This is a genomic window from Variovorax paradoxus (assembly GCF_040544635.1).
GTDB lineage: Bacteria > Pseudomonadota > Gammaproteobacteria > Burkholderiales > Burkholderiaceae_C > Variovorax > Variovorax paradoxus_R.
The window spans coordinates 73,608-95,269 of sequence record NZ_JBEPKJ010000011.1; the positions used below are offsets into that span (position 1 = coordinate 73,608).

Sequence of the window (21,662 nt, forward strand, 5' to 3'; positions counted from 1 at the left end):
GGGCTCAGGCGTCCTCGGGGATGCCTGGCTCTCCGTCCAGGATTTGATACTTGCGCATCTTTTCCCACAGCACCTTGCGGCTGATGCCCAGATGCTGCGCGGTGTCCTGGCGCTTCCAGTCGTTGATCTCCAGCGCCGCGATGATGCGGTTGCGCTCGCTGCCGTTCCACCCCTTGCGATCGCCGTTGCCGTCGAGCGCCACGCCGTTGGCGCTACCGTTGTGTCCGTGTCTTTCGGCCGAGCCCGGCGTGGGCGTCGGCGTGCCGCGCGTGAGTGCAATGGCCCGTTGAATCAGGTGCTGGTCCCATGCGTGCAGCTGCCGCGCAATCACGCCCACCCGCTCGGCGAGGTTGCGCAGCTGCCGCACGTTGCCGGGAAAGTAAGTTTCCGCGACCGCATCGCTCAGCCAGTGCGGCGTTTCACCCAACGCTTCGAGTTCGTCGCCCAGCACATTGCCCAGCAGGGCCTTGAAGATCGCGATCTTGTCGATCTCGCCGCGCTCTTCGAGGCTGGGCACATGAAGCTCGATGACCGCGAGCCGGTAGAACAGGTCGGCGCGGAACTCGCCGCTGGCCACCATCTCGCGCAGGTTGCGGTTGGTGGCGGCCACCAGCCGAAAGTCGACCCGAACCGGTGCCGTGGCACCGAGCCTCGTCACTGCGTTGTCCTCCAGCACCCGCAGCAGCTTGACCTGCTGGTACTTAGGCAAGTCGCCGATCTCGTCGAGAAACAGCGTGCCGCCCGTCGCCTGTTCGAAATAGCCGCGATGCGCATGCACCGCGCCCGTGAACGAGCCCTTGGTATGGCCGAAGAAAAGCGACTCGAACAGGCCATCGGGAATGGCGCCGCAGTTCACCGCCACGAACGCGCCCTTGCTGTAGTGCTGGTGCCCCAGGTGGAGCTGCTGCGCAATGCGTTCCTTGCCCACGCCCGTTTCGCCGCGCACCAGCACGCTGTGGTTGCAATCGGCAAAAGCGGTCACTTCGGCAAGCAGCGACTTCATCGCATCCGAGTGAGCCACCAGCACGTCGGGCGCCTGCGGTGCCACGTCGCGTGCGCGCAATTGCCGCACCAGCTTGGCCACCATCGTGCGCAGCTCGGCGCAGGTGAAGTCGTAGGGCAGAACGTGCAGGTACTCGGGCGGGTAAGTGCGCGAGTCGCGCTCCCGCGAGCCGGCCGCCACCCAGATCACCGGCATGCCCTGCAGCAACTCGGTCGCGTGCGCCAGGCCGCCCGTGTCGATGACCGTGACACTGAGGATGGCAACTGACGGCCGCAGCGCGGTGCCGCGTTCCTGCTGCGGAGGCGGCATGCCGTCGGCCCGGATCACCTCCACATCGAAGCTCGCCATGCACCGCGCGATACGGTCGAGGATGTCGGCCTTGCCTTCCCAGACAAAGAGGTCGAGTTCGTCGAAGTTGGGGGGAGCGCTCATGACAGGGGAATACGTATATCAATAGACAAGCTCGGCACCTTTGGAGCAGCTCAAGCGGGCGCCGACTTCTGTACGGGCGAGACTGGCGCCGAGCACGTCGCCCAACAAAGTGGTCAGCAGCGGATCCAGGAGCGGACTCAGTGCATCGGACACCACGTCTTGAACAGCGGCGATCACTCCGCCCAATGTGTTGTTCAACGCTGTAAGAAAGGTCGGAAGAATTGCGGCCGATACGGGGGGATTGGGTGGGATAACCGTCAACAGATTGCTCACCCCCGAAAGGGTGTTGCTCAGGCTGTCGACGATGTTCTGCGTCGAAATTTCCAGGTATGCAGGTGGTGCTTCCAGCTCGGGAGGGTTTTGAAAGAGCTGCGACTGAGTTGATGCTCCAATGGGAGGAGGATCTGCCTTCAAAGCGAGTCCCCCACCCTGGAAGGCCTTGCGGCTCGCCGTATTGCAGCTGATCACCGCCAGCCCGAGTGGCGCAAGCAGGCAAGTCTGTGAGCCGATGTCGATGATCGGCACTGCGCTGACAACGGGCGGCGTCGTCGACGAAAAGGCATTGGCCTTTGCAATTGCGGCTGTCGCACCCAGGCTTCCGACACGCAGGTTTGCGATCGAAGTCGTGGTTTGAGCCGTGAGCGATTTTTCGCCGACTGCGCAGTTGAAGTCCGTCACTCGCGATGCGCCACTGCCCGCGTCCAGGCTGATATCGAGTCTCAACGGCGGTGGAAGTATCTTGATGTCGGTCACATCTCGCGTGCATCCAAGAACGCAATTGAGAATGTTCGTGAGCCCTGTTACGAGATTCAGACCGAGGAGATTTTTCAAAAGATCGGTGACGGGGGAAACCACTGCGAGGACCGCGTTGACTACATTGGTCACCGCGTCCAGTGCGGGCATGCCGATCGAAACGAATGTCCGTACCTGGGCGGTTTGCACGAATATCTGGTCCGGTCCGGTGGGGTTGAGCTTGGCAAGTGTCGGATCGCCGATGGCGGACACTTGCGGTGGCTCGATGACCTTGATGCTGGCAGTGAGCCCTGCAAGATTCACGTCGGCGGCGAGGCCGTTCTTGCCATTGGCAGCCTGAACCACGCCCTGCAGCAACTGAAAAAGCTGAATGCTGGTGTCCAGCCCCGCTGCATCCGTGCCGGCTTGTAGCCCAAGCAGATCCCCGAGTTTCAGCGGCGGCTGGGCGGGGGCGGCGTTGGCTGCAATCTTTACCAGGTTGAGCGCGTCTATCGCCACCTGGGCGGCGCCCCCACTGCGCTGGAGCGCATTGATCATGGCCTGCGCCAACGTGCCCACCGAAACATCGGTGGCGAGGACTTGGTCGTACTTTCCTGCGCCAACACCCAGTTGAAGGGCCAACTCGTCGAGAAAGCTCAGCAAGTTGAGCTCGGTGTTGATCAAACCGTTCCAGCCCACGGCGTCGAGGTTGAGGCTTCCGCCCAGAAGGCCGCCGAACACCGCATTGAGCAACGGGGACTGCGTGCTGTCCACGCTGACCAGCGTGCTGCGAATGTTCAATGCCGCGAGCGGGTGCTTTCGAGCCGCCAGCGCATCGACGCCAATAGGCCTTGGCTCGTTGCCGGGAATACCTGCAAGCAGCAGCGCCGGGGTTCTGCTGATGGTGACCCGCACTGCGTTGAAACGCTGGCCGCTCTCTGGCGGCCCGAAGTGGGGGGCACTCGGCCTTGACGAAGGATCCCAGTGGCCGCACACCACGCTGTCTGCGCCGACGGCCGCCATGGCAGGTGGAAGGTTCCGTGCCGCATTGGCAATCGCAGCCGCCGTCGCGGTTGTGCAACTCTCGTCTTCGAGCGCCTGCGCACCCGCCAGCGCAGCAAGATCGGCTGTCTTCTGAAGCTCGCGTTTCAGAAAGAACATGTAACCCAGTTCAACACCGACAAGCACGATGACCAGAAGGCTCAACGCGATGATCGCGGTGATGACCACCGACCCGCCTTGCCGCCGTGCTGTTCTTCGATTGAATGCGCGCATCGTTCGCATCTGTCTATGAAGAGGACCTGGCCGCCGTGGCCTTGCCAAGCAGCTGCTCGGGCATCCAGCTTCCGGTGAGCGGAACGGGCGGCAGCAGCGGATTGGCGCGGTAGGGGTAAGTCACTTTCACCGCAACTTCTCCAAGCGAAACAGTCACCTCAGGGGGGATGCCCGCCATCTTTTCCCGGAGCCAGTCTTCTTTTGACGAAGGGGCGGCGCCCACCGACGCTGGGGTGATCATCGAGAGTGCCAGCGAACGGTACACCGCCGTTCGAACATTCGTTTGCAGGTCTGCGGCCGGCGTGTCGCTGCGAAAAGACTGAGCGGCTCTCGCGCCATCCTCGGCCGCGCGAGAGATGACCTGCTGGACGTACAGAACGCCGCAAAACGTCACGAGGCCATAGATGCCGAGAAACAGAACACCGAAGACGAGCGCAAACTCGATGGCAGCAACGCCTCGCTGGCGGCGACCCACGGCCCGTTCGAGTTTCAGCCGGCTGGACTTCACAACGACCTCCCGTCGAGCAGCATGCTGGCCTGGCCCGCAATCCGGTCGGGGACCGCAAAACTCGGGAACGCGGGAAACAACGCATCGATCCCGCTGACAGCGACGGTCACGACCACCTGGCACCGGTTGTTCCATTCCGGGCCGCAAGGGGGGGCCGCCTGCGAGCAGTCGTCCGTTCCCGCCAGGCAAATTCTTGCCTCGACATTCCGGTTCGCTTTCAGGCCCGCGGGCAACCAGTCGCTGCGCGCTACGGCAATGTCGTTGGCCTTGGTTTTTCTGGCTTCCAGGCTGCTCTGATAACGCAGTCCTGCACGGGCACCGTCTTCCGCCGCGTTCTGCAGGCTCATGCGCATCGTCAGCAAGAAGCCGTAGCAGATCACCGCGTACAGCAACGCAAAGGCGATCAGGAACACGAACGCAAACTCGATCGCGTACACGCCGTGTTGGGCGTGTCCGGGCTTTGCGTGGTTGCGTGTTTCCATCGTGGTTTTCTTTGCGCGGCGGGAGTCGGCTCTTCGACTACCGTCCTCCGGAAGAGGCGCCGCCGCCGCCCTTCGACTTCGTCACCGTGGAGCCCAGCTGCTCCGGGATCGGATGCTCGAAGCTCTTGATGTAGCGCTCATAGCTGCGGCTGGCCACGCTGCCGGCAATGGGCCGGGGCGTGCGCGAAGCGATTTCTCCGCTGCGTTGCCAGGCGAGCAGGCTCTGCGTTGCATCGCCCATGAGCAGCGGTGGCGGCGAGTCGAACTCTTCAGCCTCGGCCTCCTGCGCTTCCGTAGGTTGCGGCGCCGGCGGCACGGCTTGCGCCAAGGCGGTGGTGGCCATCAAGAAGAGTGCGGCCGTCAACGCGATCCGCTCGGCAAGCTGATGGTTCATGGTGTACCTCGCGATGTCGAGTTCAGTGAAAGCGGCGCTTCAGGTGCGGAGGCCGAAGGGTTCGTCTGGCTCGCGGTTCTCATGCCGCCGGCGCCGCTCCATCGGGACGGTTTGAGCGCAAGGGGCGGCACAACAGGGTCGACGCGCGTTCCCGCCGCTGCGGCGGCAACCACGGGTGCGGGCAGCCTGCCCGATGCGCGCATCTGCAATGCCGCTTCGCGCACGGCCGCGCGTGTCGGCTGGGGCATGCGGTGGACATCCATCAGCGCTGCCGCCCGGTCGGGTTGGTTGGTCACTTCGAGATAGAGCGCGAGGTTGGCTTGCGCCTGGGCGCTGTCGGGGCGCAGCTGCAAGGCCTGCATGAGCGGCAGCCGCGCTTCTTCGATCTGGCCGGCGCCCAGGTGCGCGTAGCCGAGGTCGCTCAGCAGCAGCGCATCGGTCGGGGTGCGGCGCTGCGCTTGCGCAAGCAGCTGGACCGCCTCGGCATAGTTGCCGCGCATGCCCGCCAGGAGACCCAGCCCACGGTAGCCCGCACTCGCCAGCGGCGTGGCCAGCAGGCGCTTGTAGGCGGCTTCGGCGGGCGCAGCCTGCCCGGTCTGGCGCAGCGCTTCGGCGCGCGTGCGTGTGGATTCGGGCGACACGCCCCACCGCTGCTCCAGAGCGTCGATGTGCGCGAGCGATGCAAACCACAGGTCTTCCTTCTGCATCTGCTCGACGAGCTTGAGATAGGTGGCCTGCGTGTCCACGGCCGCACCGGCCTTCGTGTCCGCCGCGGCTTCGGCGGCCATGCGCTGCTGCGCATCGGCGCTGGCGGCGTACTGGTCCTTGGGGCCGGCACAGCCTGTGAGGGCGAGCGCCGCGGCCGCCGCGCAGGCCAAAGCCAGCAAGCGGCAAGCAGGGAGCGGGCTGGTGCGAAGGTGGACGGTTTTCATTTTGCGGCGGCGGCTCCAAGTGAGCGGAAGATGGCAAGAAAGGCCGGCCCCGCCGTGACGATGACCAGCGCCGGCAGCAGCGTGGTCACCATCACCGCGGTCATCTTCACGGTGATCTTTCCGATGCGTTCCTTCATTTCGGAACGCCGGTGTTCGCGCAGCCGGTCGCTGAAGACGCGCAGCGGCTCCTGCACGGCGCCGCCGTGCTTGTCGACCTGCACCAGCAAGGACACGAGCCCGCGGAGGTTCTCGTTCTTGTGCAAGGTTGCGAGGCGCTGCAACGAATGCTCGCGGCTGCGGCCGCGGCTGTACTGGTTGTTGGCAAAGGTCAGCTCGTAGCCGAGCACGCGCAACACGTGCGAGAAGTCGCTGGCCATGATCTGCAGGCTCTGGTCCAGGCTCAGCCCCACGCCTTGCAGAAGGCGGAGCAGGTCGATGAACAGCGGCAGCTCCTGGTTCACCCGCTCGCGGCGCTTGGCGGCAATGCGGCCCAGCACCCATTTGGGTGCCATGAAGCCGATGACGAACGCGGCCGCCAGGACGATTGTGACGGTGCGCTGCGGACGGCCCGCGCTCCACAGCACGTAGACGGTAAAGGGAAGAAGGAAGGTGAAGAGGATGCGGGTCACCAGAAAGACCAGTTGGGCCCGCTTCGAGGAAAAGCCGCATTGATCGATGAGGTTCCGGTCCTCGTTGGCCACGAGTGCACGGCCGATCCGTGAATCGAGCCAGTGAAACGGCAACTCGATGTCCGGCTTTGCCGAGGCGTTGAACCCGTCGGCCGCATCGACGGACGCCGCGGATCCGCCCGGCGCTGTGGTGCTCTGCTGGATGGCGCGGCCGATGACCTTGCCGCTGCGCGCGCGGCGCAACTCCGCCGCAATCAGCGCACCGGCACCGGCCATCAGGCCCAGGGCCAGCAGCGCCAGGCTGATGATCGCCAGTTGATTGGTGCTGAAGGTCATGTGAGTTTCGCCAGCCGGTAGAGAAGTGCCGCGCCGAACAGCTGAAAGCCTGCGGCGGAAAGGACCATGACGCGGCCGGTCCCGTCGTCCCACATTCCCATGAAGTAGCCGGGATTGGTGAGGATGAAGAAGGCGCCCACGCTCACCGGCAGCAACCCGAGAATCCAGGCGGAAAGCCGGGTTTCGGACGACAGGGCGAGCAACTCGTGCTCGGCTTGCTCGCGATCGCGCATGAAGTTGCCCACGCGCTCCAGCAGCAGGTCGGAGCGCCCGCCGTAGCGCACGCCCAGGCCGAGGATGGACGCCAGCAGGAACATTTCCTCGATGCGCACATTGCTGGCCGTCTGGTGCAGGGCGCGATCCAGGTCCATGCCCGCGCGCACCAGCGCTGCAGAGCGCTCCAGCTGGCCGCGCAGCGGCGCCTCGGTGGTGGCAATCGCAAGCTGGAACGCCGCCTGCGTGGAGTTGCCGATGGTGATCAGCCGCACCATCGCGTCGATGTACCCGGGCAGTTGGCTCACGAGCTTGCGGCGGAACTTCTGCAGCCGCAGCCAGACCGCGAAGGCTGAAAGAACAGCCAGCAGCGCGAGCGCACTCAGGCCCGACACCCAGCCGGCAAGAAGGCCGGCGAGTGCGGCCGCCGCCACGATGACGGCCAGCCCCAGTGCGGCCGTGCGCGGAGCGATCACGCCTATCAGCCATTCGGGCAGGGCCTTTTCGAGCAACCCGGCGGATGCGGCGGCCGCGGTGCCCGCGTCGGCGTTGAGCCATGGGTCCGAGGTCACGCCCGCCATGAGGTTGTCGTTGGCCGGGTCCCGCAAGGGTATGGGCATCGGCACCGGTACGCCCGCGGCCGTGCTTGCCTGGATCTGCTGGTTCAGGTGCCGCGCGGCCGCCTGGCGTGCCTGGCGGCCCTTGGCCCATTGCCACAGCAGCAGCCCCGCGGCTGCGAGCAGCAGAGCGAGGCAGGCCACCGCGAGCAGCATTTCACGCACGGTTGTTGTCCCCCTGCTGCGTGCGTGTCAGCGACTGCCTGAAGCGCGTGATCTTGGGTGAATGCGGCGCAATGCCCAGCGACACCCAGCGGTCGCGCTCCTCGCCGTCGGGTGACGTGATCGGTTCGTAGCGGTAGAGCTCCTGCATGGCCACCACGTTGTCGTTGACGCCCGTGACTTCGCTCAGCGAGAGGATGCGGCGCTGGCCGTTCGAAAGGCGCCCGATCTGCACGATGAAATCGATGGCATTGGCAATCTGCCGGCGCAGGCTCACTTCGCTTCCCTGGTAGCCCGCAAAGCCCGCGAGCATTTCAAGGCGGTACAGGCACTCGCGCGGCGAACTGGCGTGGATGGTGCCCATCGAGCCTTCGTGGCCCGTGTTCATCGCCTGCATCATCTCGATCACTTCGGCGCCGCGCACCTCGCCCACGATGATGCGGTCGGGCCGCATGCGCAGGCTGTTGCGCAGCAGGTCGCGGATGGACACCACGCCGGTGCCGTCGAATCCGCCGGGGCGGCTTTCGAGCCGCACCACGTGGCTGGTGCCGAGCGAAAGCTCCGCCGTGTCTTCGATGGTGATGACGCGCTCGCGCGGCGGAATGAAGGTGGCCAGCGCATTGAGCAGCGAGGTCTTGCCCGAGCTGGTGCCGCCGCTCACAAGAATGTTGCAGCGTGCGCGAACGGCAATCTCCAGCAACTGCGCCATGCCCGCGTCGAAGGTGCCGAGCTTCACCATGTCGGCCGGCGTGAGCGGCTCCTTGCGGAACTTTCGAATCGAAACCGAGAGCCCGTCGATCGCCAGCGGCTCGATGATCACGTTGATGCGGCCGCCGTCCGGCAGGCGCGCATCGACCATGGGGTTGGATTCGTCCAGCCGCCGGCCGAGCGGCGCGAGAATGCGGCGCACGATGCGCATCACGTGCTCCGCATCGGCAAAGCGCACCGTCTCGCGCTCCAGCATGCCGTGGCGCGAGACGTACACGTTCTGGTAGCCGTTGATCAGGATGTCTTCGACGGCCGAATCGTTGAGCAGGTCTTCCAGCGGGCCGAAACCCGCAAGCTCCTTGGTCAGCGCGTCGGAGATGAGCTGCATCTCGCGGTCGTTGATCGGCACCCGGCGCAGCCGCACGAAGCTGTCGACTTCCAGTTCGACAAACTGCTGGATCGAGGCGCGCGACCAGCGGCCGAACTCCGCGCCGAGCTCTTCGATGCGGCTCAGCAGATGGTCGTGTGTCCAGCTCTTGATGTCCTGGAACTGCTGGGAGTTGATGAACGCCTGGTCGTCGTCGGCGAATTCGAGATCGTTGGACATAAGGGCGGTTCAACCTTCGCTAGAGCTTTTCCAGAGACCGGCAATTCGCGGGATGCGCGCGGCCCAGCGGGATTCCTTGGCCGGTGGCTGGCCTGTGCCGGACACGAATTCCTGGTGCAGGCCGCGCGCCAGTTCGGCCACGGCTTGCGAATAGGCGTCATTGCGCGCTGTGCGCACCAGCATTTCGCCGCGGCTTGCCGCCGCCAGCAGTTGCGTGCTGCGCGCCGGCACAACGTGGTGCAGCGGCAGTTCGAGCCGCTCGGCGACGTCCTTGGCAGACAGGTCCACGTGGCTGTCGAACTTGTTGACCACGAGCGACAGCCGCTCGGTCTCCACGCCGCGCGTGCGCAGCTCCTTGAGCATGGTCGCCGTGGAAACGATGGCGCCGATGCTCTGGTCGCACACGACCCAGCTGCGCGGCGCCGCCTTCACCGTCTGGGCGACGAAGTCGAGGGTCGAAAAGCCGCCGAGGTCGGCAATCTGGAAATCGAAAAAATCACCGAGCCGCTTGATCAGCGCCACCGAATCCGCATGTGAGATCTCGCGCACCTGCGCAAGGCTCGCAGGGAGCGGGAGCACGGCCACACCGCTCGCGTGGTGGGCCAGCGCCGTGTGCAGCAGGGTCTGGTCGAGGCGGCGCAGGTTGCGCACGCCGTCGACAAAGCTGAAGCCGCTTTGCGTGTCCAGATAAAGCAGCCCGTCGCGGGCCGGAAGGCCGAGGTCGAGCAGCGCGACACCGCCGCGCGTGTTGCGGCCGGCCTGGGGCAGGGCGCCGGCCTGGCACAGCTGGTCCTTGAGCACGAGCGACAGGCTGGCCGCGAGCGTTGTCACGCCGATGCCGGCGCGGGCGCCGAGCAGCGCCAGCGTGCGTCCGCGCGTGCGGCCCGGCAGGCTGCTCTGGCGATCGAGCAGCTTGCGCAGCGTGTTGACCGCATCCGCCGGTGGCGCGGCCATGTCCACGAAATCGTCCACGCCTGCGCGCAATGCGGCCAGCATGGAAGCGGGCTCCGCCGAAACGCCGGTGGCCAGCACCGGCAGCGTCGGCCATTCGCGCTTGAGGCGCTGGTGAAGCTCGCTTGCCGCCGCGGCATGGTCACCCGAAAAATCGAGAAACACCGCGGCGGGGCCGAGCATGGCCATGCGCTCGTCCAGCGACTTGGCCTCGGCGGGAAGGTTCACCACCGTGCCCAGCCGGGCGAGTGCATCGGTCAGCCAGTTGATGTGGCCGCTGTTGGGCGATGCGAAGAGGTAGGTCTCCGCACCGATGTCTGGAAGGCTGTCGCGGGGAGCGTTCATGGCGTCTGCCACCGGATCTGTGGGGTTTGTTTCAGTCAACGTGAGAAGCCCGGAACAGTGGTGCCCGAAGCGGGCCCCAGAAGGTGGGCGCGCCACACCGGTCCGTCGCGCTGCTCGGCGCCGCCGGGGAGGTACGGGCCGAGATCGGTGCCGCGCGCAATGGGCTTCACCAGATGCGGCGTGACGAGAATCACCAGCTCCTTCTCGCTCATCTGGTACTTGTTCTGCTTGAAGAAGGCTCCGAGCACCGGGATGTCGCCGAGCAGCGGAACCTTGTCGGCATTCGAGGTGGTGGTGCGGCTCACGAGGCCGCCGATGATGAAGCTTTCGCCGTCGCCGAGTTCCACCGTGGTGTCGGCGCGTCGGGTGCTGATGGCGGGTACGGCCACGCCGCCGATGCTGAGCGAGTTGGTGTAGTCCAGGTCGCTGGCCTCCGGTGCCACCTTGAGCACGATGCGGTCGTTCGAAAGCACCGTGGGCGTGACGGTGAGGCCGATGCCGAAAGGCTTGTATTCGATGCTCGTGGTGCCCAGGCCTTGGGGTGCCGGCACGGGCAGTTCACCGCCCGCCAGAAAGCTCGCGCTCTGGCCCGACAGCGCCACCAGCGTGGGTTCGGCGAGCACGCGGGCCATGCCGTTGCCCTCGAGAAAACCCACGTTCAGGCCGATGCCGGCCTTGCCGAAATTGAACAAGAGGCTGAATGCCTGCGCGAGCGGGTTGTTGTATTCGCCGCTGATCGCACCGCCAGGAGCGAACGAGGCTGAACGCAGCGACGACGGCGTGAATACGCCGAAGCTGAAGCCGTTCGAATTGGCACGCGTACTGAAGATGTTGAGCCCGGCCTGCTTGAGCACGCTGCGGTTGAACTCGACGATCTTGACCTCGACCTGCACGGTGTTGCTGCGCACATTGACCACGGAGCGATCGATCAGCGCCGACTTTTCTCCGCCGGCCGACATGGCCGCATCGCGCGCCTCCTGGTGCGCCTCCATGCTGTTGAGCGAGCCATTGAGCGTGGAGGCGCGGCGCCGGACTTCGAGCGCATAGACGATGGCGTTGGCCTGGCCCTTTTCCCAGATCATGAGCGTGGTGCGGCCGGCCGCCTTGCCGGTGACGATGAGGCGCGCCGCCGGCGAGTTGGGCGATTGGCGGGTGAGCGCAACGCCCGCCACGGTTTCGTCGGCAATGGCCATGCGCTCGATGCCCTTGCCGATCAGCAGTTCCTTTTGCGTGCCCGCGTCGATCCGCAGTTGAAGCGCAGCGCGCGCAGGCGCCGCCTCTGCATCCGCCGCCGTTGCGGATGCCACCGGCCAGACGCCCGAGGCCAGCAGGCACAGCACCGCGAGGGTCGGGCGCATGGAGCGCGCCGTGCCGGTTGTTTTCGCACGAGGGGCGATCGTCATGGTGTTCGTTTCCTGGGTGGCTTGCATGTGCGTGCCACTGGTTGCTGATCAGTAGTTGATGGTTTCGCTGCGGTCGCCGCGGATGATCTCGACCTGCAGTCCGCCGCGGGAGCCGCCCGTGCGGGCCGGGGGATTCGCGGGGGCTGCGGTGGCGACGGTTGGCACTCGCGAGTTGCCCGGCTTGCCGCCTGTCACGAAGTCGACGGCGGTCATGCCGGCCTGGGCGCGGTCCAGGCCTTCGAGCGGGGCCCTGCGGGCTTCGCCGGCTTTTGGCGGCACCGGCTGCAGGGCCGTGGGCAGTTCGGCAAAAAGCTTCGGGTCGGGTTCCGACATGTCGGTGGGATTGCGCAGCGCCAGAAGCAAGCGGCCGCTGCTTTCTGCGAGTGTCAGCCGGTTGATGTCGTCCACGGGCACTGCAAGCACGGCAGTCCGCGCCGCTTCGGCGCGCTGGGCTTGCTGTTGGGCTGCGCCGTTCTTGTCCATTCCGGAAGGCATGCCATCGATGGAAGCGCCGCCGTAGGCCAGCACACGCTTGCGCGACAGGAGCAGGCGCGCCTGGCTGCGGTCGATGTCCTTGCTGTCGGACTTGAGCATCAGGAAGACATCGACGAAATCGCCGGGCCGGACCCTGTTGCCCACGCCCATGGCCTCGTCGGCCTTGATGGCGACCGCGCGTTCGCCTTCGTTGACGCGCAGGGCCAGGCCGGAAACCAGTTGCGCTTCGGCGAGCGGCGTGCCCTCGCCCAGGTCGATGACGGGCACCCGGCCCGCAAGCTGCGCCGTCTCCTGGAAAGCGCCTGCGGGATTGATGGTCAGGCGTTCGACGCGAAGCGCGTCGGCCGGGATCGCCCGGCCTGCCGGCAGCGGCTTGGACGCCACGACCACCCGGAAGGTTTGCGCCTGGGCCGCCTTGGCCGGGGCGGCGGCCGAAGGGGCGACCGCAACCGGCGGTGGCGGCTGCCGGCTGAGCAGCCATGCATAGCCGCCGAGCGCGAGGGCCAGGAGCACGAGGATGGCGGCAATGATTTTGGTGAGATTGATCATGGGCGGCGGGTCAAGGAAGGAGCAATTCGAGAGTCATCGATGAACAACTCGTGGTGACGGAGCGACTAGCTACCCTGTCGACCCCAAACCATCCACACCGCGGCGGCCAGCGCGAGGTAGGCCCCATAAGGAATAAATCGAACCCGGGGTGGCGCCGCCTGGCCTTCCGGCGAAGACGATGGCCCGAAGAGCACCAGCGAAAGCCGCGGGAAAACGGGCCAGCGCTGAAGAGCGAGCCAAAGCGCGGCGTGAAGACCGGCGAGGAGGCTGCCGATGAGCCATATGGGCGGCAGCGCAGAAAGGCCCACCCAGAGTCCGAGAGCTCCGGCGAATTTCACGTCGCCCGCTCCCATGACCCGGAGTGCGTAGAAAAGCAGCAGAAAGCCGAAGCCGACGCCTGCGCCGAGCAGGGCGGCAGTCCAGTCTTGCTCGATGGGAGCCATTCCCGTTGCCAGTGCCGCAAGAGCCAGGAAGGCGCCTGCGAGCACAAGCCAGTTGGGAACGCGGCGCTGCCTGAAGTCATAGATGGCAATGAAGAGCAACCAGATCAAATAGGCTGACGTCATTGCTTTTCACATACCTCAAGCGGCAGCAGTTGCAATGGCGGTTTTGATATCCGTCCAAATTGTCGTCAGGCTGGCGCCGATCCCGCCCGTACCAGTAATGGCTGTAATCATCACCACCGAAATCAGCCCTGCAATAATTCCATATTCAATTGCGGTGGCACCTTCTTCGTCGCGCAAAAAACGAGTAATTGAATTGAGCATGGTTTACCCCTTTAAAAGTTGTTAACAACGACTGGCAAAGTGAATGTTATACGGCGTAACTCCGTGTATCAAGAAGGTGAACCCGTGAGGCACTGCCTTTCCTGTGCTAGCAAGAAGACGTAAGCACGATGGCGGCCAACCTCTGCCGCACTCATGGAAGTTCCTGCTTCAGAGGGGAGCAGGCGTCTTGGGAAGGCATTTTTCCCTCTGTGGCAGAGCGGCCATATCCCATGAATGTGGGACGCGCGTTACGGCCCCGCGGAACGTGCGAAAGATTCTTGTTACGGGAGCAAATGGGTTACGTGTTACGTAACGCGGACGGTGTGAATCCATATGTAACGCCCAAGTCTGGTGCTACATCTGAGGAAAAAATCACATTTTTCGGGCTCAACCCCGTCGGCAGAAGGGCCTAAGAGGGTACTCAGCCGAGTACTTCTTCGTAAAAAAGCTTCCAATCGCCGCCTTGGCGCAGCCAGTATTGGCGGCGTGTGCGCCCGCTTTTTTCACCTTCGAACACCTCGCCGAAGGTGGCGACCATGGTGTCGTCGCCGTCGCGCCAATGCAGATAGGACACATCCTTGAATTGGACGCGCTTGCCTTGGGCGTATTCCACTTCATCGTGGAGAACTGAAAATCCGTCGGTGGATTTTTTATTGTTGTTGCGCTGGAAATCCGGAAAATAGAATTTCTTCAATTGCGCTTCATTGCCATTGGCTCTGGCCTCTTTCCAGGCCGCGATGGTGCTTGCAAATGCCTGGGCTTCTTTTTCGGCCTGTGGCGGCGAGATCCATTGCAGGCTGCGCGCCGTGATCACCGGCGTGGCGCCGATCTGCACCTTGCGCAGCAGTTGCTTCAGGTCGGGGTTGGCCATGACGACGCAGCCGTCGCTGGCCAGAGGCGCCCGCGCAAACTGTTGCGAAGGGGTGCCGTGCAGCCAGATGCCGCCGCCGGTCTTGCCGCGCCGCACGTCATAGGGGTTGGGGTAGTTGATGGGAAGCGCGCCGGCGCCGTAGAAGTCGCGCAGCGACTTGGGATCGAGGCTGCTGGTGATGTAGTACACCCCCAGCGGCGTGCGCGCATCGCCCTCTGTGGCCTTGTCGATGCCCGATTTGCCGACCGAGATGTAGTAGTCGGCCACGAGCTGCAGTCCCTTGCCGGAGTTCTCGAGCAGGTAGAGCCGCGAACGCGAGGCGTCGACCGCAATGGCATAGCGGCTGCGCGTCGACAGCGCCAGGAACTGGGAGGGCACGGTGCCGGCCGGCGGTCTTTCGCGCAGGGCCTGCAGGCGCCGGCGCGATTCCTCGCGCAGGTCGGCCATGGCCGGATCGCCGCGCAGCCGGGCGATGCCGGAGGCGTCCGAGAAGGCATGCGCCAGAGGCACCTGCGTTGCGAGCAGGTCGGCGTAGACGAGTTGGGCGAGCTGGAAGTTGGGATAGTCCCGCACCAGATCGCGCGCCTTGGCCAACGCGGGCCGGGTCTGGCCGCGGCCGAACAGCTCGTAGACGGCAATCAGGCGGGCTTCGGCGCCGCCGGCTTCCTGGATGGCGCCGGATGAAGATGCGGCCGCCTTGCGCGGTGCGGACCTGGCCGCGGTTCTGGTTGCCGCCGTTGCAGAGGCGTTCTTCGTCCTGGCTTTTGCTTCCCTGTAGGCGCCAGCCTTGGCCTTGGCGCTGCTGGTCTTCGTGCTGCCGGGCTGGGTCGATGCGCTGGCCACGCCGGGCGCCGCCAGCAGCAGGGCCGATGCCGCAACCAATGCGGCAAGCATGTTTCCGCCGCGCTGCAGCGGAGGGTTCTGTGGCCGGCCGCGCCGGACGATGCCTGCCACTACCCGCCGACGCTTTCCTTGCGGATGTGCCATTGGTTGCCGGAGCGCTGCAGTTCCAGCGTCTTGCGGCTCGAGATGTTGAGGGTGTCGGCGCGGTAGATCTGACGGAACTTGGCGGTTGCGGCCTGCCCGTTGATGTTGATCACCAGGTTCTCGATGTTCACGCTGATGCTCGACTTGCCGACGATGCGCGCGCGGCGCTCGTCTTCCCAGCTCTTGCGGCTTTGCCCGCCGCCAGGATTGAACTCGGGCCCGTAAGCGGCGAGATAACGGTCCATGTCCTGGCCCGCCCATGCGGCAGCCCATCCGCGCACGGCAGATTCCACCTCGGCCGTCGACGAAGCGGGAACTGCGGCAGCGGCCGATGCAGCCGCGGGTGCGGATGGCGCTGATGAAGCCTCGGGTGCCTTGGCGACCACTGCGGGCGGCGGTGCCGCGGGTACCGGCGCGGGAGCCACTGCCTTGGCGACGGGCGCTGGCGCAGCAATGGGTGCAGGTGCAGGTGCTGGAGCTGCGGGTGCCTTTGCGACCGGTGCGGGCGCCGCGGCGGGTGCAACTGCCTTCGCGGCAGGCGCAGGGCGGCTTGCCTCCGGCGCAGCCGCTGCCACCACGGCCGCGGATTTGGCGCCAGCCGGCGCGGGGGTGAACAGGGTGCGAATCACCGCCAGTTTGGGCTGCACCGCGGTGTTGTTCTGGTCGAGTTGCAAGGCCTTGCTGTAGGCCTGGCTGGCCAGCCGCGCGTATACGTCGCCGAGGTTCTCTTGTGCCGTGGCATAGCTCGGGTTGGTGCGAATCGCGCTTTCGAGCGCGCTGCGGGCCTTGTCGAACTGGTTCTGGCTTGCGTAGATCACCGCAAGGTTGTTGTACGGCTCGGGCAGTTCCGGCGCGTCTTGCGTGAGCTGCGTGAAGGCGGCAATGGCTTCGGCGCGCTTGCCGGTGTCGAGCTGAATCACGCCCTTCAGGAAGCGCATCTGCGGGTCCTTCGGCTTGTCCTTCAGGAAGGCGTCGGCGCGGGTCATGGCCTCATCGAGCTTGCCGGCCTGCATGAGCCGGTCGACTTCATCGTGCTCCACCGCGGCCAGCGCGGGCACTGCCATGCCGCAGGCGGTTGCCAGGAGCAGGGCGCGCACGGCAGGGGAAAAGCTGAAACGGCCGTGCGGCAGGGGGCTCTTGGGCATTGCGGACAAGACCTCGTAAGGAGAGAAGGGGAAGCGGCAGGGATTGTAAGTGGGCCGTTAACCTTTGGACGCAACAGTTGCGCTGCCAGTCCGCGCATTCGAGCGGCTGCGGCTGTCAACAGCTCATTGCATAGCCACATCGATGAATACGCATCGACTTGCGCAACGCCGAACGATCATGTAACGTTGTGTAAGCAGATTGTCAACAATCGCCCAGTCCCTTCACTCTCTGGAGTCATCTTGAAGATCACCAAACGCCGCTTGCTCGAAAGCGGCGCAGCAGCATTTGCCGCATCGCTTTTTGCGCCGGGTTCCTTGGCACAGCGCAGCGCAACCGGCGCGGCCGGCAGCGACGCGTGGCCCACCAAGCCTGTTCGTATCCTGGTGGGCTTTCCCGCCGGCGCATCGCCCGACCTTGCAGCCCGCGCCATCGCGGAGCCGCTGTCGAAAATCCTGCGCCAGCCCGTCACCGTAGAGAACAAGCCCGGCGCCAGCGGCAACCTGGTGGCCGACCAGGTGGCCAAGGCCACCGACGATCACACCTTCGGCGCATTGATCAACGGCAACCTCACCATTGCCAAGCTGCTCAATCCCAAGCTCAGCTTCGATCCCGAGAAAGACTTCCTGCCGGTCGGCATGATCGGCACGGCGCCGCTCGTGCTCGTGGTGTCGGGCAACGCGACCGGCAAGACGGCGGCCGACCTGCTGCTGTGGACGCGCAATCTCAGCAGCAGCGGCAAGTACGGCACGCCGGGCGTGGGCACCGTGGGCCATCTGGGCATGGAGCTCATCAAGAGCCGCGCCGCCATCACCGCCCAGCACAAGCCCTACACCGGCAACCCGCAAGTCATCGCCGGCCTGCTGGCGGGCGAGATCCAGCTGGCGCTCCTGCCGCCCGGCCTGGCCATGCCGCATGTGAAGTCTGGAAAGATCAAGGCCATCGGCGTGACGTCGCCCGAGCGCAGCCCGCTGGCCAACGAGCTGCCCACCATTCGCGACGCCGACGTGCGCGGCGCCGATCTGGAGATCTGGACCGCGCTGGCCGCGCCCGCGGGCATGAAGCCGGCGGCCATTGCCAAGCTGAATGCCGCGCTGGTCGAGGTGACCAGCTCGCCCGACGTGAGCCAGGCCCTGTTGAAGACCGGCTGGCAGGCGCAACCGGGCACGCCCGATGCGCTGGCCAAGCGCATGCGCGCCGACACGGCGCGCCTTGGCGGCGTGATCATCATGAAGGGCATCCACTCAGAGACTTAGGACGCCCCCCGAAGCGCCTTCGGCGCCTCCCCCCACTGGGGGGCGCACCCGGCGGCCCGGCAAAGCCGGTTCCGCGGGTGCGCTGGAATGGGCCCTTTCTCTTTACAGCAGTTGGGAGACCTTCTTTGCGGCATCGACCAGCGCCGGCAGCATCGTCTCCTGCATCACCTTGGCGCTGGTGCGGTTGGCCTGCCCGCTGATGTTCAGCGCCGCGACCATGCGGCCCTGGCGGTTGACGATGGGCGCGGCCACCGAAATCAGGCCTTCTTCAAGCTCCTGGTTCACCAGGCACCACTGCTGCCTGCGCGCCTGTGCCACCTTGGCCATGAGCGCATCGACATCGGTCACCGTGTGCTTGGTGAGCGCCTCGCGCTCGGAAGCCTCGAGCCGCGTGCGCACCTCGTCGTCGTCCAGGTCGGCCAGCAGCAGCCGGCCGAGCGACGTGCAGTAAGCGGGCAGCCGCGAACCCACGCCCAGGCTGATGCGCATGATCTTCTGCGTGGGCACGCGCATCACGTAGACGATGTCGGTTGCGTCCAGCACGGCGGCCGAGCAAGACTCCTGTACCTCTTGCACCAGCGCTTCCATCACCGGCTCGGCGCGGTTCCATATCGGCATGGAAGAGAGATATGCAAAGCCCAGGTCGAGGATGCGCGGCGTAAGCGTGAAGAGCTTGCCGTCGGTCACCACGTAGCCCAGCGTCTGCAGCGTGAGCAGAATGCGCCGCGCCCCGGCCCGCGTGAGCCCGCTCGAGGCCGCCACCTCGCTCAATGTCTGGCGCGGTGCGCTTTCGCTGAACGAGCGAATCACCTGCAGCCCGCGCGCGAACGACTGCACGTAGCTGTCGCCGGGGGCGGGTACCTCTGGAGCATTGGGTTTCTGGACGTGGGTTGCCATGCGGGGTGATCCTCTTTAGAATTCATTATACGAACAAATGTTCTTTAGACGAACAAACTGACGGTTCGCAGAATCGATCGATTCGTTGGTTGGTTGGTTGGTTGGTTGGTTGGTTCGTTGGTTCGTTGGTTCGTACGGTCGTTCAAGCGGATCGCCTGCGGCTCGCAGGCGATCCGGTTTCTTTCTTCACTCCCGGAGACAAGGCTTCATGATCAACAAGATCGCGCGCTCGGTCGCCGATGCCCTCGCAGGCATCCAGGACGGCGCCACGGTTCTCATCGGCGGCTTCGGCACCGCCGGCATTCCCGGCGAACTCATCGACGGCCTCGTCGAGCAGGGCGCCAAGGACCTCACCGTCGTCAACAACAATGCCGGCAACGGCGAAACCGGCCTGGCCGCGCTGCTCAAGGCCGGCCGCGTGCGCAAGATCATCTGCAGCTTTCCGCGCCAGGCCGACAGCCAGGTGTTCGACGGGCTCTACCGCAGCGGCAAGCTCGAACTCGAACTGGTGCCCCAGGGCAACCTGGCCGAGCGCATTCGCGCGGCGGGCGCCGGCATCGGCGCCTTCTTCTGCCCGACGGGCTACGGCACGCAGCTCGCGGGCAACCGCGAAACCCGCGAGATCGACGGCAAGCAGTACGTGCTGGAGTACCCCATCCATGGCGACGTGGCACTCATCAAGGCCGAGCGCGGCGACCGCTGGGGCAACCTGGTCTACCGCAAGGCCGCGCGCAACTTCGGCCCCGTGATGGCCATGGCCTCGAAGAAGACCATTGCCACCGTGCACGACATTGCCGAACTCGGCACGCTTGACCCCGAGACCATCGTGACCCCGGGCATCTTCGTGCACCAGGTGGTGCGCATCGAACGCGTGGCCACGCAAGCCGGCGGTTTCAAGAAAGCAGCATGAACATGGCATACACACGCCGCACCAAGGACCAGCTCGCCGCCCGCGTGGCGCAGGACATCTTCGACGGCGCCGTCGTCAACCTCGGCATCGGCCAGCCCACGCTGGTGGCCAACCACCTGCCGAAGGGCCGCGAGGTCATTCTGCAGAGCGAGAACGGCATTCTCGGCATGGGCCCCGCGCCCGCGGCCGGCGAAGAAGACTACGACCTCATCAATGCCGGCAAGCAGCCCGTCACGCTGCTGCCGGGCGGCTCTTTCTTTCACCATGCCGACAGCTTCGCGATGATGCGCGGCGGCCATCTCGACATTTGCGTGCTCGGTGCCTTCCAGGTTTCGGCCACCGGCGACCTCGCCAACTGGCACACGGGCGAGAAAGACGCCATTCCCGCCGTCGGCGGCGCCATGGACCTGGCCATCGGCGCGAAGCAGACCTGGGTGATGATGGACCTGCTCACCAAGCAGGGCGCGAGCAAGCTGGTGCAGGAATGCACCTATCCGCTCACCGGCATCGGCTGCGTGAAGCGCGTGTACTCCGACCTTGCTACGCTCGAATGCACGCCCGAGGGCCTGAAGCTCGTCGATCTGGTCGACGGCCTGACCCGCGAAGAACTCGAGAAGCTCGTGGGCCTTCCCATCGCCGCATGAAGCGGATTCATTCACCGTTGAGACAAAAGACATGACCAACCAAGCCTTCATCTGCGACGCCGTTCGCACCCCCTTCGGCCGCTACGGCGGTTCGCTCAGCAGCGTGCGCACCGACGACCTCGGCGCCGTGCCTCTCAGGGCGCTGATGGAACGCAACAAGAACGTCGACTGGCAGGCCGTGAGCGACGTGCTCTACGGCTGCGCCAACCAGGCCGGCGAAGACAACCGCAACGTCGCGCGCATGTCGGCGCTGCTCGCGGGCCTGCCGCTCGAACTCGGCGGCGCCACCATCAACCGCCTGTGCGGTTCGGGCCTCGATGCGGTGGGCACCGCAGCCCGTGCCATCCGCGCCGGTGAAGCCGGCCTCATGATCGCCGGCGGCGTGGAAAGCATGAGCCGCGCACCCTTCGTCATGCCCAAGGCCGAAAGCGCCTTCAGCCGCAACAACGCGGTGTACGACACCACCATCGGCTGGCGCTTCGTCAACAAGCTCATGAAGGCGCAGTACGGCGTCGACTCCATGCCCGAGACGGCCGAGAACGTGGCCACCGACTACAAGATCGAGCGCGAAGCGCAAGACCTGATGGCGCTCAACTCGCAGCTGCGCGCCGTGGCCTCGCAGAAGTCCGGCTTCTTCGATGCCGAGATCGTGCCCGTGACCGTGCCGCAGAAGAAGGGCGACGCGCTCATCGTCAACAAGGACGAGCATCCGCGCGAAACCAGCCTGGAGTCGCTCGCCAAGCTCAAGGGCGTGGTGCGCCCCGATGGCACCGTGACCGCCGGCAATGCCAGCGGCGTGAACGACGGCGCCTGCGCGCTGCTGCTGGCCGACGAAGCCAGCGCCGCGAAGCACGGCTTGACGCCACGCGCCCGCGTGGTCGGCATGGCCACCGCCGGCGTTGCGCCGCGCGTGATGGGCATCGGCCCCGCGCCCGCCACGCAGAAGGTGCTGGCGCTCACCGGCCTCACCATCGACCAGATCGACGTCATCGAACTCAACGAGGCCTTCGCCGCGCAAGGCCTCGCCGTGCTGCGCCTGCTGGGCCTGAAGGACGACGACGCGCGCGTCAACATCAACGGCGGCGCCATTGCGCTCGGCCATCCGCTGGGTGCCAGCGGCGCGCGCCTTGCCACCACCGCGGTGAACCAGCTGCACAAGGGCGGCGGCCGCTACGCGCTGTGCACGATGTGCATCGGCGTGGGGCAGGGCATTGCGGTGATCCTGGAACGGGTCTGAGAACCGCGCCGGACGCAGCTTGCCGTCCGGCTGGTTGACTCGATCGAGACGGGGCGCGCACACCCGCCTTGTGAAACGTAGTGTGTTGATTTCCAGCCTCGACACTGAGGCATACGCAATGTGCGCCAGGGGCTCGATGGGCGGAAAACAATCCGCCCGTCATCAACCCGCGCCCAT

General features: G+C 65.6%; 21 protein-coding genes. 4 read left to right on the top strand and 17 right to left on the bottom strand.

Translation table 11 applies throughout. From position 1 onward, the window contains the following. Nucleotides 1-4: 4 nt before the first annotated feature. The 16 genes from ABIC94_RS18930 to ABIC94_RS19005 all read right to left on the bottom strand — a co-directional run bounded on the left by ABIC94_RS18930 (nucleotide 5) and on the right by ABIC94_RS19005 (nucleotide 16,543). The gene (locus tag ABIC94_RS18930) at nucleotides 5-1,435 is read right to left on the bottom strand and encodes a sigma 54-interacting transcriptional regulator (RefSeq protein ID WP_354374533.1); all 1,431 of its coding nucleotides are present in this window, start codon (nucleotides 1,433-1,435) and stop codon (nucleotides 5-7) included. Between the two features lie 18 nt (nucleotides 1,436-1,453). Then, nucleotides 1,454-3,442: a TadG family pilus assembly protein gene (locus ABIC94_RS18935; RefSeq protein ID WP_354374534.1), complete on the bottom strand. Its 1,989-nt coding sequence runs from the start codon at nucleotides 3,440-3,442 to the stop codon at nucleotides 1,454-1,456. A gap of 13 nt (nucleotides 3,443-3,455) precedes the next feature. Next, complete coding sequence (locus tag ABIC94_RS18940) at nucleotides 3,456-3,950, bottom strand: TadE/TadG family type IV pilus assembly protein (protein WP_354374535.1); 495 nt, start codon at nucleotides 3,948-3,950, stop codon at nucleotides 3,456-3,458. Then, nucleotides 3,947-4,432, bottom strand: coding sequence for a TadE/TadG family type IV pilus assembly protein (locus tag ABIC94_RS18945; protein WP_354374536.1), 486 nt, complete (start codon nucleotides 4,430-4,432; stop codon nucleotides 3,947-3,949). Before ABIC94_RS18945 ends, ABIC94_RS18940 begins: the two co-directional genes overlap by 4 nt. A 37-nt stretch (nucleotides 4,433-4,469) precedes the next feature. Then, nucleotides 4,470-4,826: a DUF3613 domain-containing protein gene (locus ABIC94_RS18950; protein WP_354374537.1), complete on the bottom strand. Its 357-nt coding sequence runs from the start codon at nucleotides 4,824-4,826 to the stop codon at nucleotides 4,470-4,472. Beyond that, nucleotides 4,823-5,758, bottom strand: a complete 936-nt coding sequence (locus ABIC94_RS18955; protein ID WP_354374538.1) for a hypothetical protein — start codon at nucleotides 5,756-5,758, stop codon at nucleotides 4,823-4,825. The genes ABIC94_RS18950 and ABIC94_RS18955 overlap by 4 nt, the downstream gene beginning before the upstream one ends. Then, entirely contained in the window at nucleotides 5,755-6,723 is a 969-nt protein-coding gene (locus tag ABIC94_RS18960; protein ID WP_354374539.1) for a type II secretion system F family protein, read from the bottom strand. The genes ABIC94_RS18955 and ABIC94_RS18960 overlap by 4 nt, the downstream gene beginning before the upstream one ends. Then, entirely contained in the window at nucleotides 6,720-7,709 is a 990-nt protein-coding gene (locus tag ABIC94_RS18965; RefSeq protein WP_354374700.1) for a type II secretion system F family protein, read from the bottom strand. The genes ABIC94_RS18960 and ABIC94_RS18965 overlap by 4 nt, the downstream gene beginning before the upstream one ends. Before the next feature lies 1 nt (nucleotide 7,710). Next, nucleotides 7,711-9,030, bottom strand: coding sequence for a CpaF family protein (locus ABIC94_RS18970; RefSeq protein WP_354374540.1), 1,320 nt, complete (start codon nucleotides 9,028-9,030; stop codon nucleotides 7,711-7,713). A 9-nt stretch (nucleotides 9,031-9,039) separates the two neighbouring features. Beyond that, nucleotides 9,040-10,326, bottom strand: coding sequence for an AAA family ATPase (locus ABIC94_RS18975; RefSeq protein WP_354374541.1), 1,287 nt, complete (start codon nucleotides 10,324-10,326; stop codon nucleotides 9,040-9,042). 35 nt (nucleotides 10,327-10,361) lie between these two features. After that, a complete protein-coding gene (locus ABIC94_RS18980) occupies nucleotides 10,362-11,729 on the bottom strand; it encodes a type II and III secretion system protein family protein (RefSeq protein WP_354374542.1) in 1,368 nt (455 codons plus the stop codon). A 48-nt stretch (nucleotides 11,730-11,777) separates the two neighbouring features. Continuing rightward, nucleotides 11,778-12,773 carry a Flp pilus assembly protein CpaB gene (gene cpaB, locus ABIC94_RS18985; protein ID WP_354374543.1) on the bottom strand — a complete coding sequence of 332 codons (996 nt, stop codon included), beginning with the start codon at nucleotides 12,771-12,773 and terminating at the stop codon, nucleotides 11,778-11,780. A 65-nt stretch (nucleotides 12,774-12,838) separates the two neighbouring features. Next, nucleotides 12,839-13,315, bottom strand: coding sequence for an A24 family peptidase (locus tag ABIC94_RS18990; protein WP_354374544.1), 477 nt, complete (start codon nucleotides 13,313-13,315; stop codon nucleotides 12,839-12,841). 39 nt (nucleotides 13,316-13,354) lie between these two features. Continuing rightward, on the bottom strand, nucleotides 13,355-13,540 hold the full coding sequence (locus ABIC94_RS18995) for a Flp family type IVb pilin (protein ID WP_354374545.1): 186 nt from the start codon (nucleotides 13,538-13,540) through the stop codon (nucleotides 13,355-13,357). A gap of 421 nt (nucleotides 13,541-13,961) precedes the next feature. After that, nucleotides 13,962-15,398, bottom strand: coding sequence for a L,D-transpeptidase family protein (locus tag ABIC94_RS19000; RefSeq protein ID WP_436318052.1), 1,437 nt, complete (start codon nucleotides 15,396-15,398; stop codon nucleotides 13,962-13,964). Beyond that, on the bottom strand, nucleotides 15,365-16,543 hold the full coding sequence (locus ABIC94_RS19005; RefSeq protein WP_354374547.1) for a tetratricopeptide repeat protein: 1,179 nt from the start codon (nucleotides 16,541-16,543) through the stop codon (nucleotides 15,365-15,367). Before ABIC94_RS19005 ends, ABIC94_RS19000 begins: the two co-directional genes overlap by 34 nt. A 240-nt stretch (nucleotides 16,544-16,783) precedes the next feature. Here ABIC94_RS19005 and ABIC94_RS19010 point away from each other — a divergent pair, with 240 nt between their 5' ends. Beyond that, nucleotides 16,784-17,797: a Bug family tripartite tricarboxylate transporter substrate binding protein gene (locus ABIC94_RS19010; protein WP_354374548.1), complete on the top strand. Its 1,014-nt coding sequence runs from the start codon at nucleotides 16,784-16,786 to the stop codon at nucleotides 17,795-17,797. A 102-nt stretch (nucleotides 17,798-17,899) separates the two neighbouring features. On the opposite strand, the gene ABIC94_RS19015 is transcribed toward ABIC94_RS19010, so the two are convergent. Next, nucleotides 17,900-18,694 carry an IclR family transcriptional regulator domain-containing protein gene (locus ABIC94_RS19015; protein ID WP_354374549.1) on the bottom strand — a complete coding sequence of 265 codons (795 nt, stop codon included), beginning with the start codon at nucleotides 18,692-18,694 and terminating at the stop codon, nucleotides 17,900-17,902. A 208-nt stretch (nucleotides 18,695-18,902) separates the two neighbouring features. Here ABIC94_RS19015 and ABIC94_RS19025 point away from each other — a divergent pair, with 208 nt between their 5' ends. Genes ABIC94_RS19025 through pcaF form a run of 3 tightly spaced genes read left to right on the top strand, consistent with a single transcriptional unit; the run spans nucleotide 18,903 to nucleotide 21,485 of the window. Next, nucleotides 18,903-19,604 carry a 3-oxoacid CoA-transferase subunit A gene (locus tag ABIC94_RS19025; RefSeq protein ID WP_119552256.1) on the top strand — a complete coding sequence of 234 codons (702 nt, stop codon included), beginning with the start codon at nucleotides 18,903-18,905 and terminating at the stop codon, nucleotides 19,602-19,604. Continuing rightward, entirely contained in the window at nucleotides 19,601-20,248 is a 648-nt protein-coding gene (locus ABIC94_RS19030) for a 3-oxoacid CoA-transferase subunit B (protein ID WP_354374550.1), read from the top strand. Before ABIC94_RS19025 ends, ABIC94_RS19030 begins: the two co-directional genes overlap by 4 nt. A gap of 31 nt (nucleotides 20,249-20,279) precedes the next feature. After that, nucleotides 20,280-21,485 carry a 3-oxoadipyl-CoA thiolase gene (gene pcaF / locus ABIC94_RS19035; protein WP_354374551.1) on the top strand — a complete coding sequence of 402 codons (1,206 nt, stop codon included), beginning with the start codon at nucleotides 20,280-20,282 and terminating at the stop codon, nucleotides 21,483-21,485. Nucleotides 21,486-21,662 lie beyond the last annotated feature (177 nt).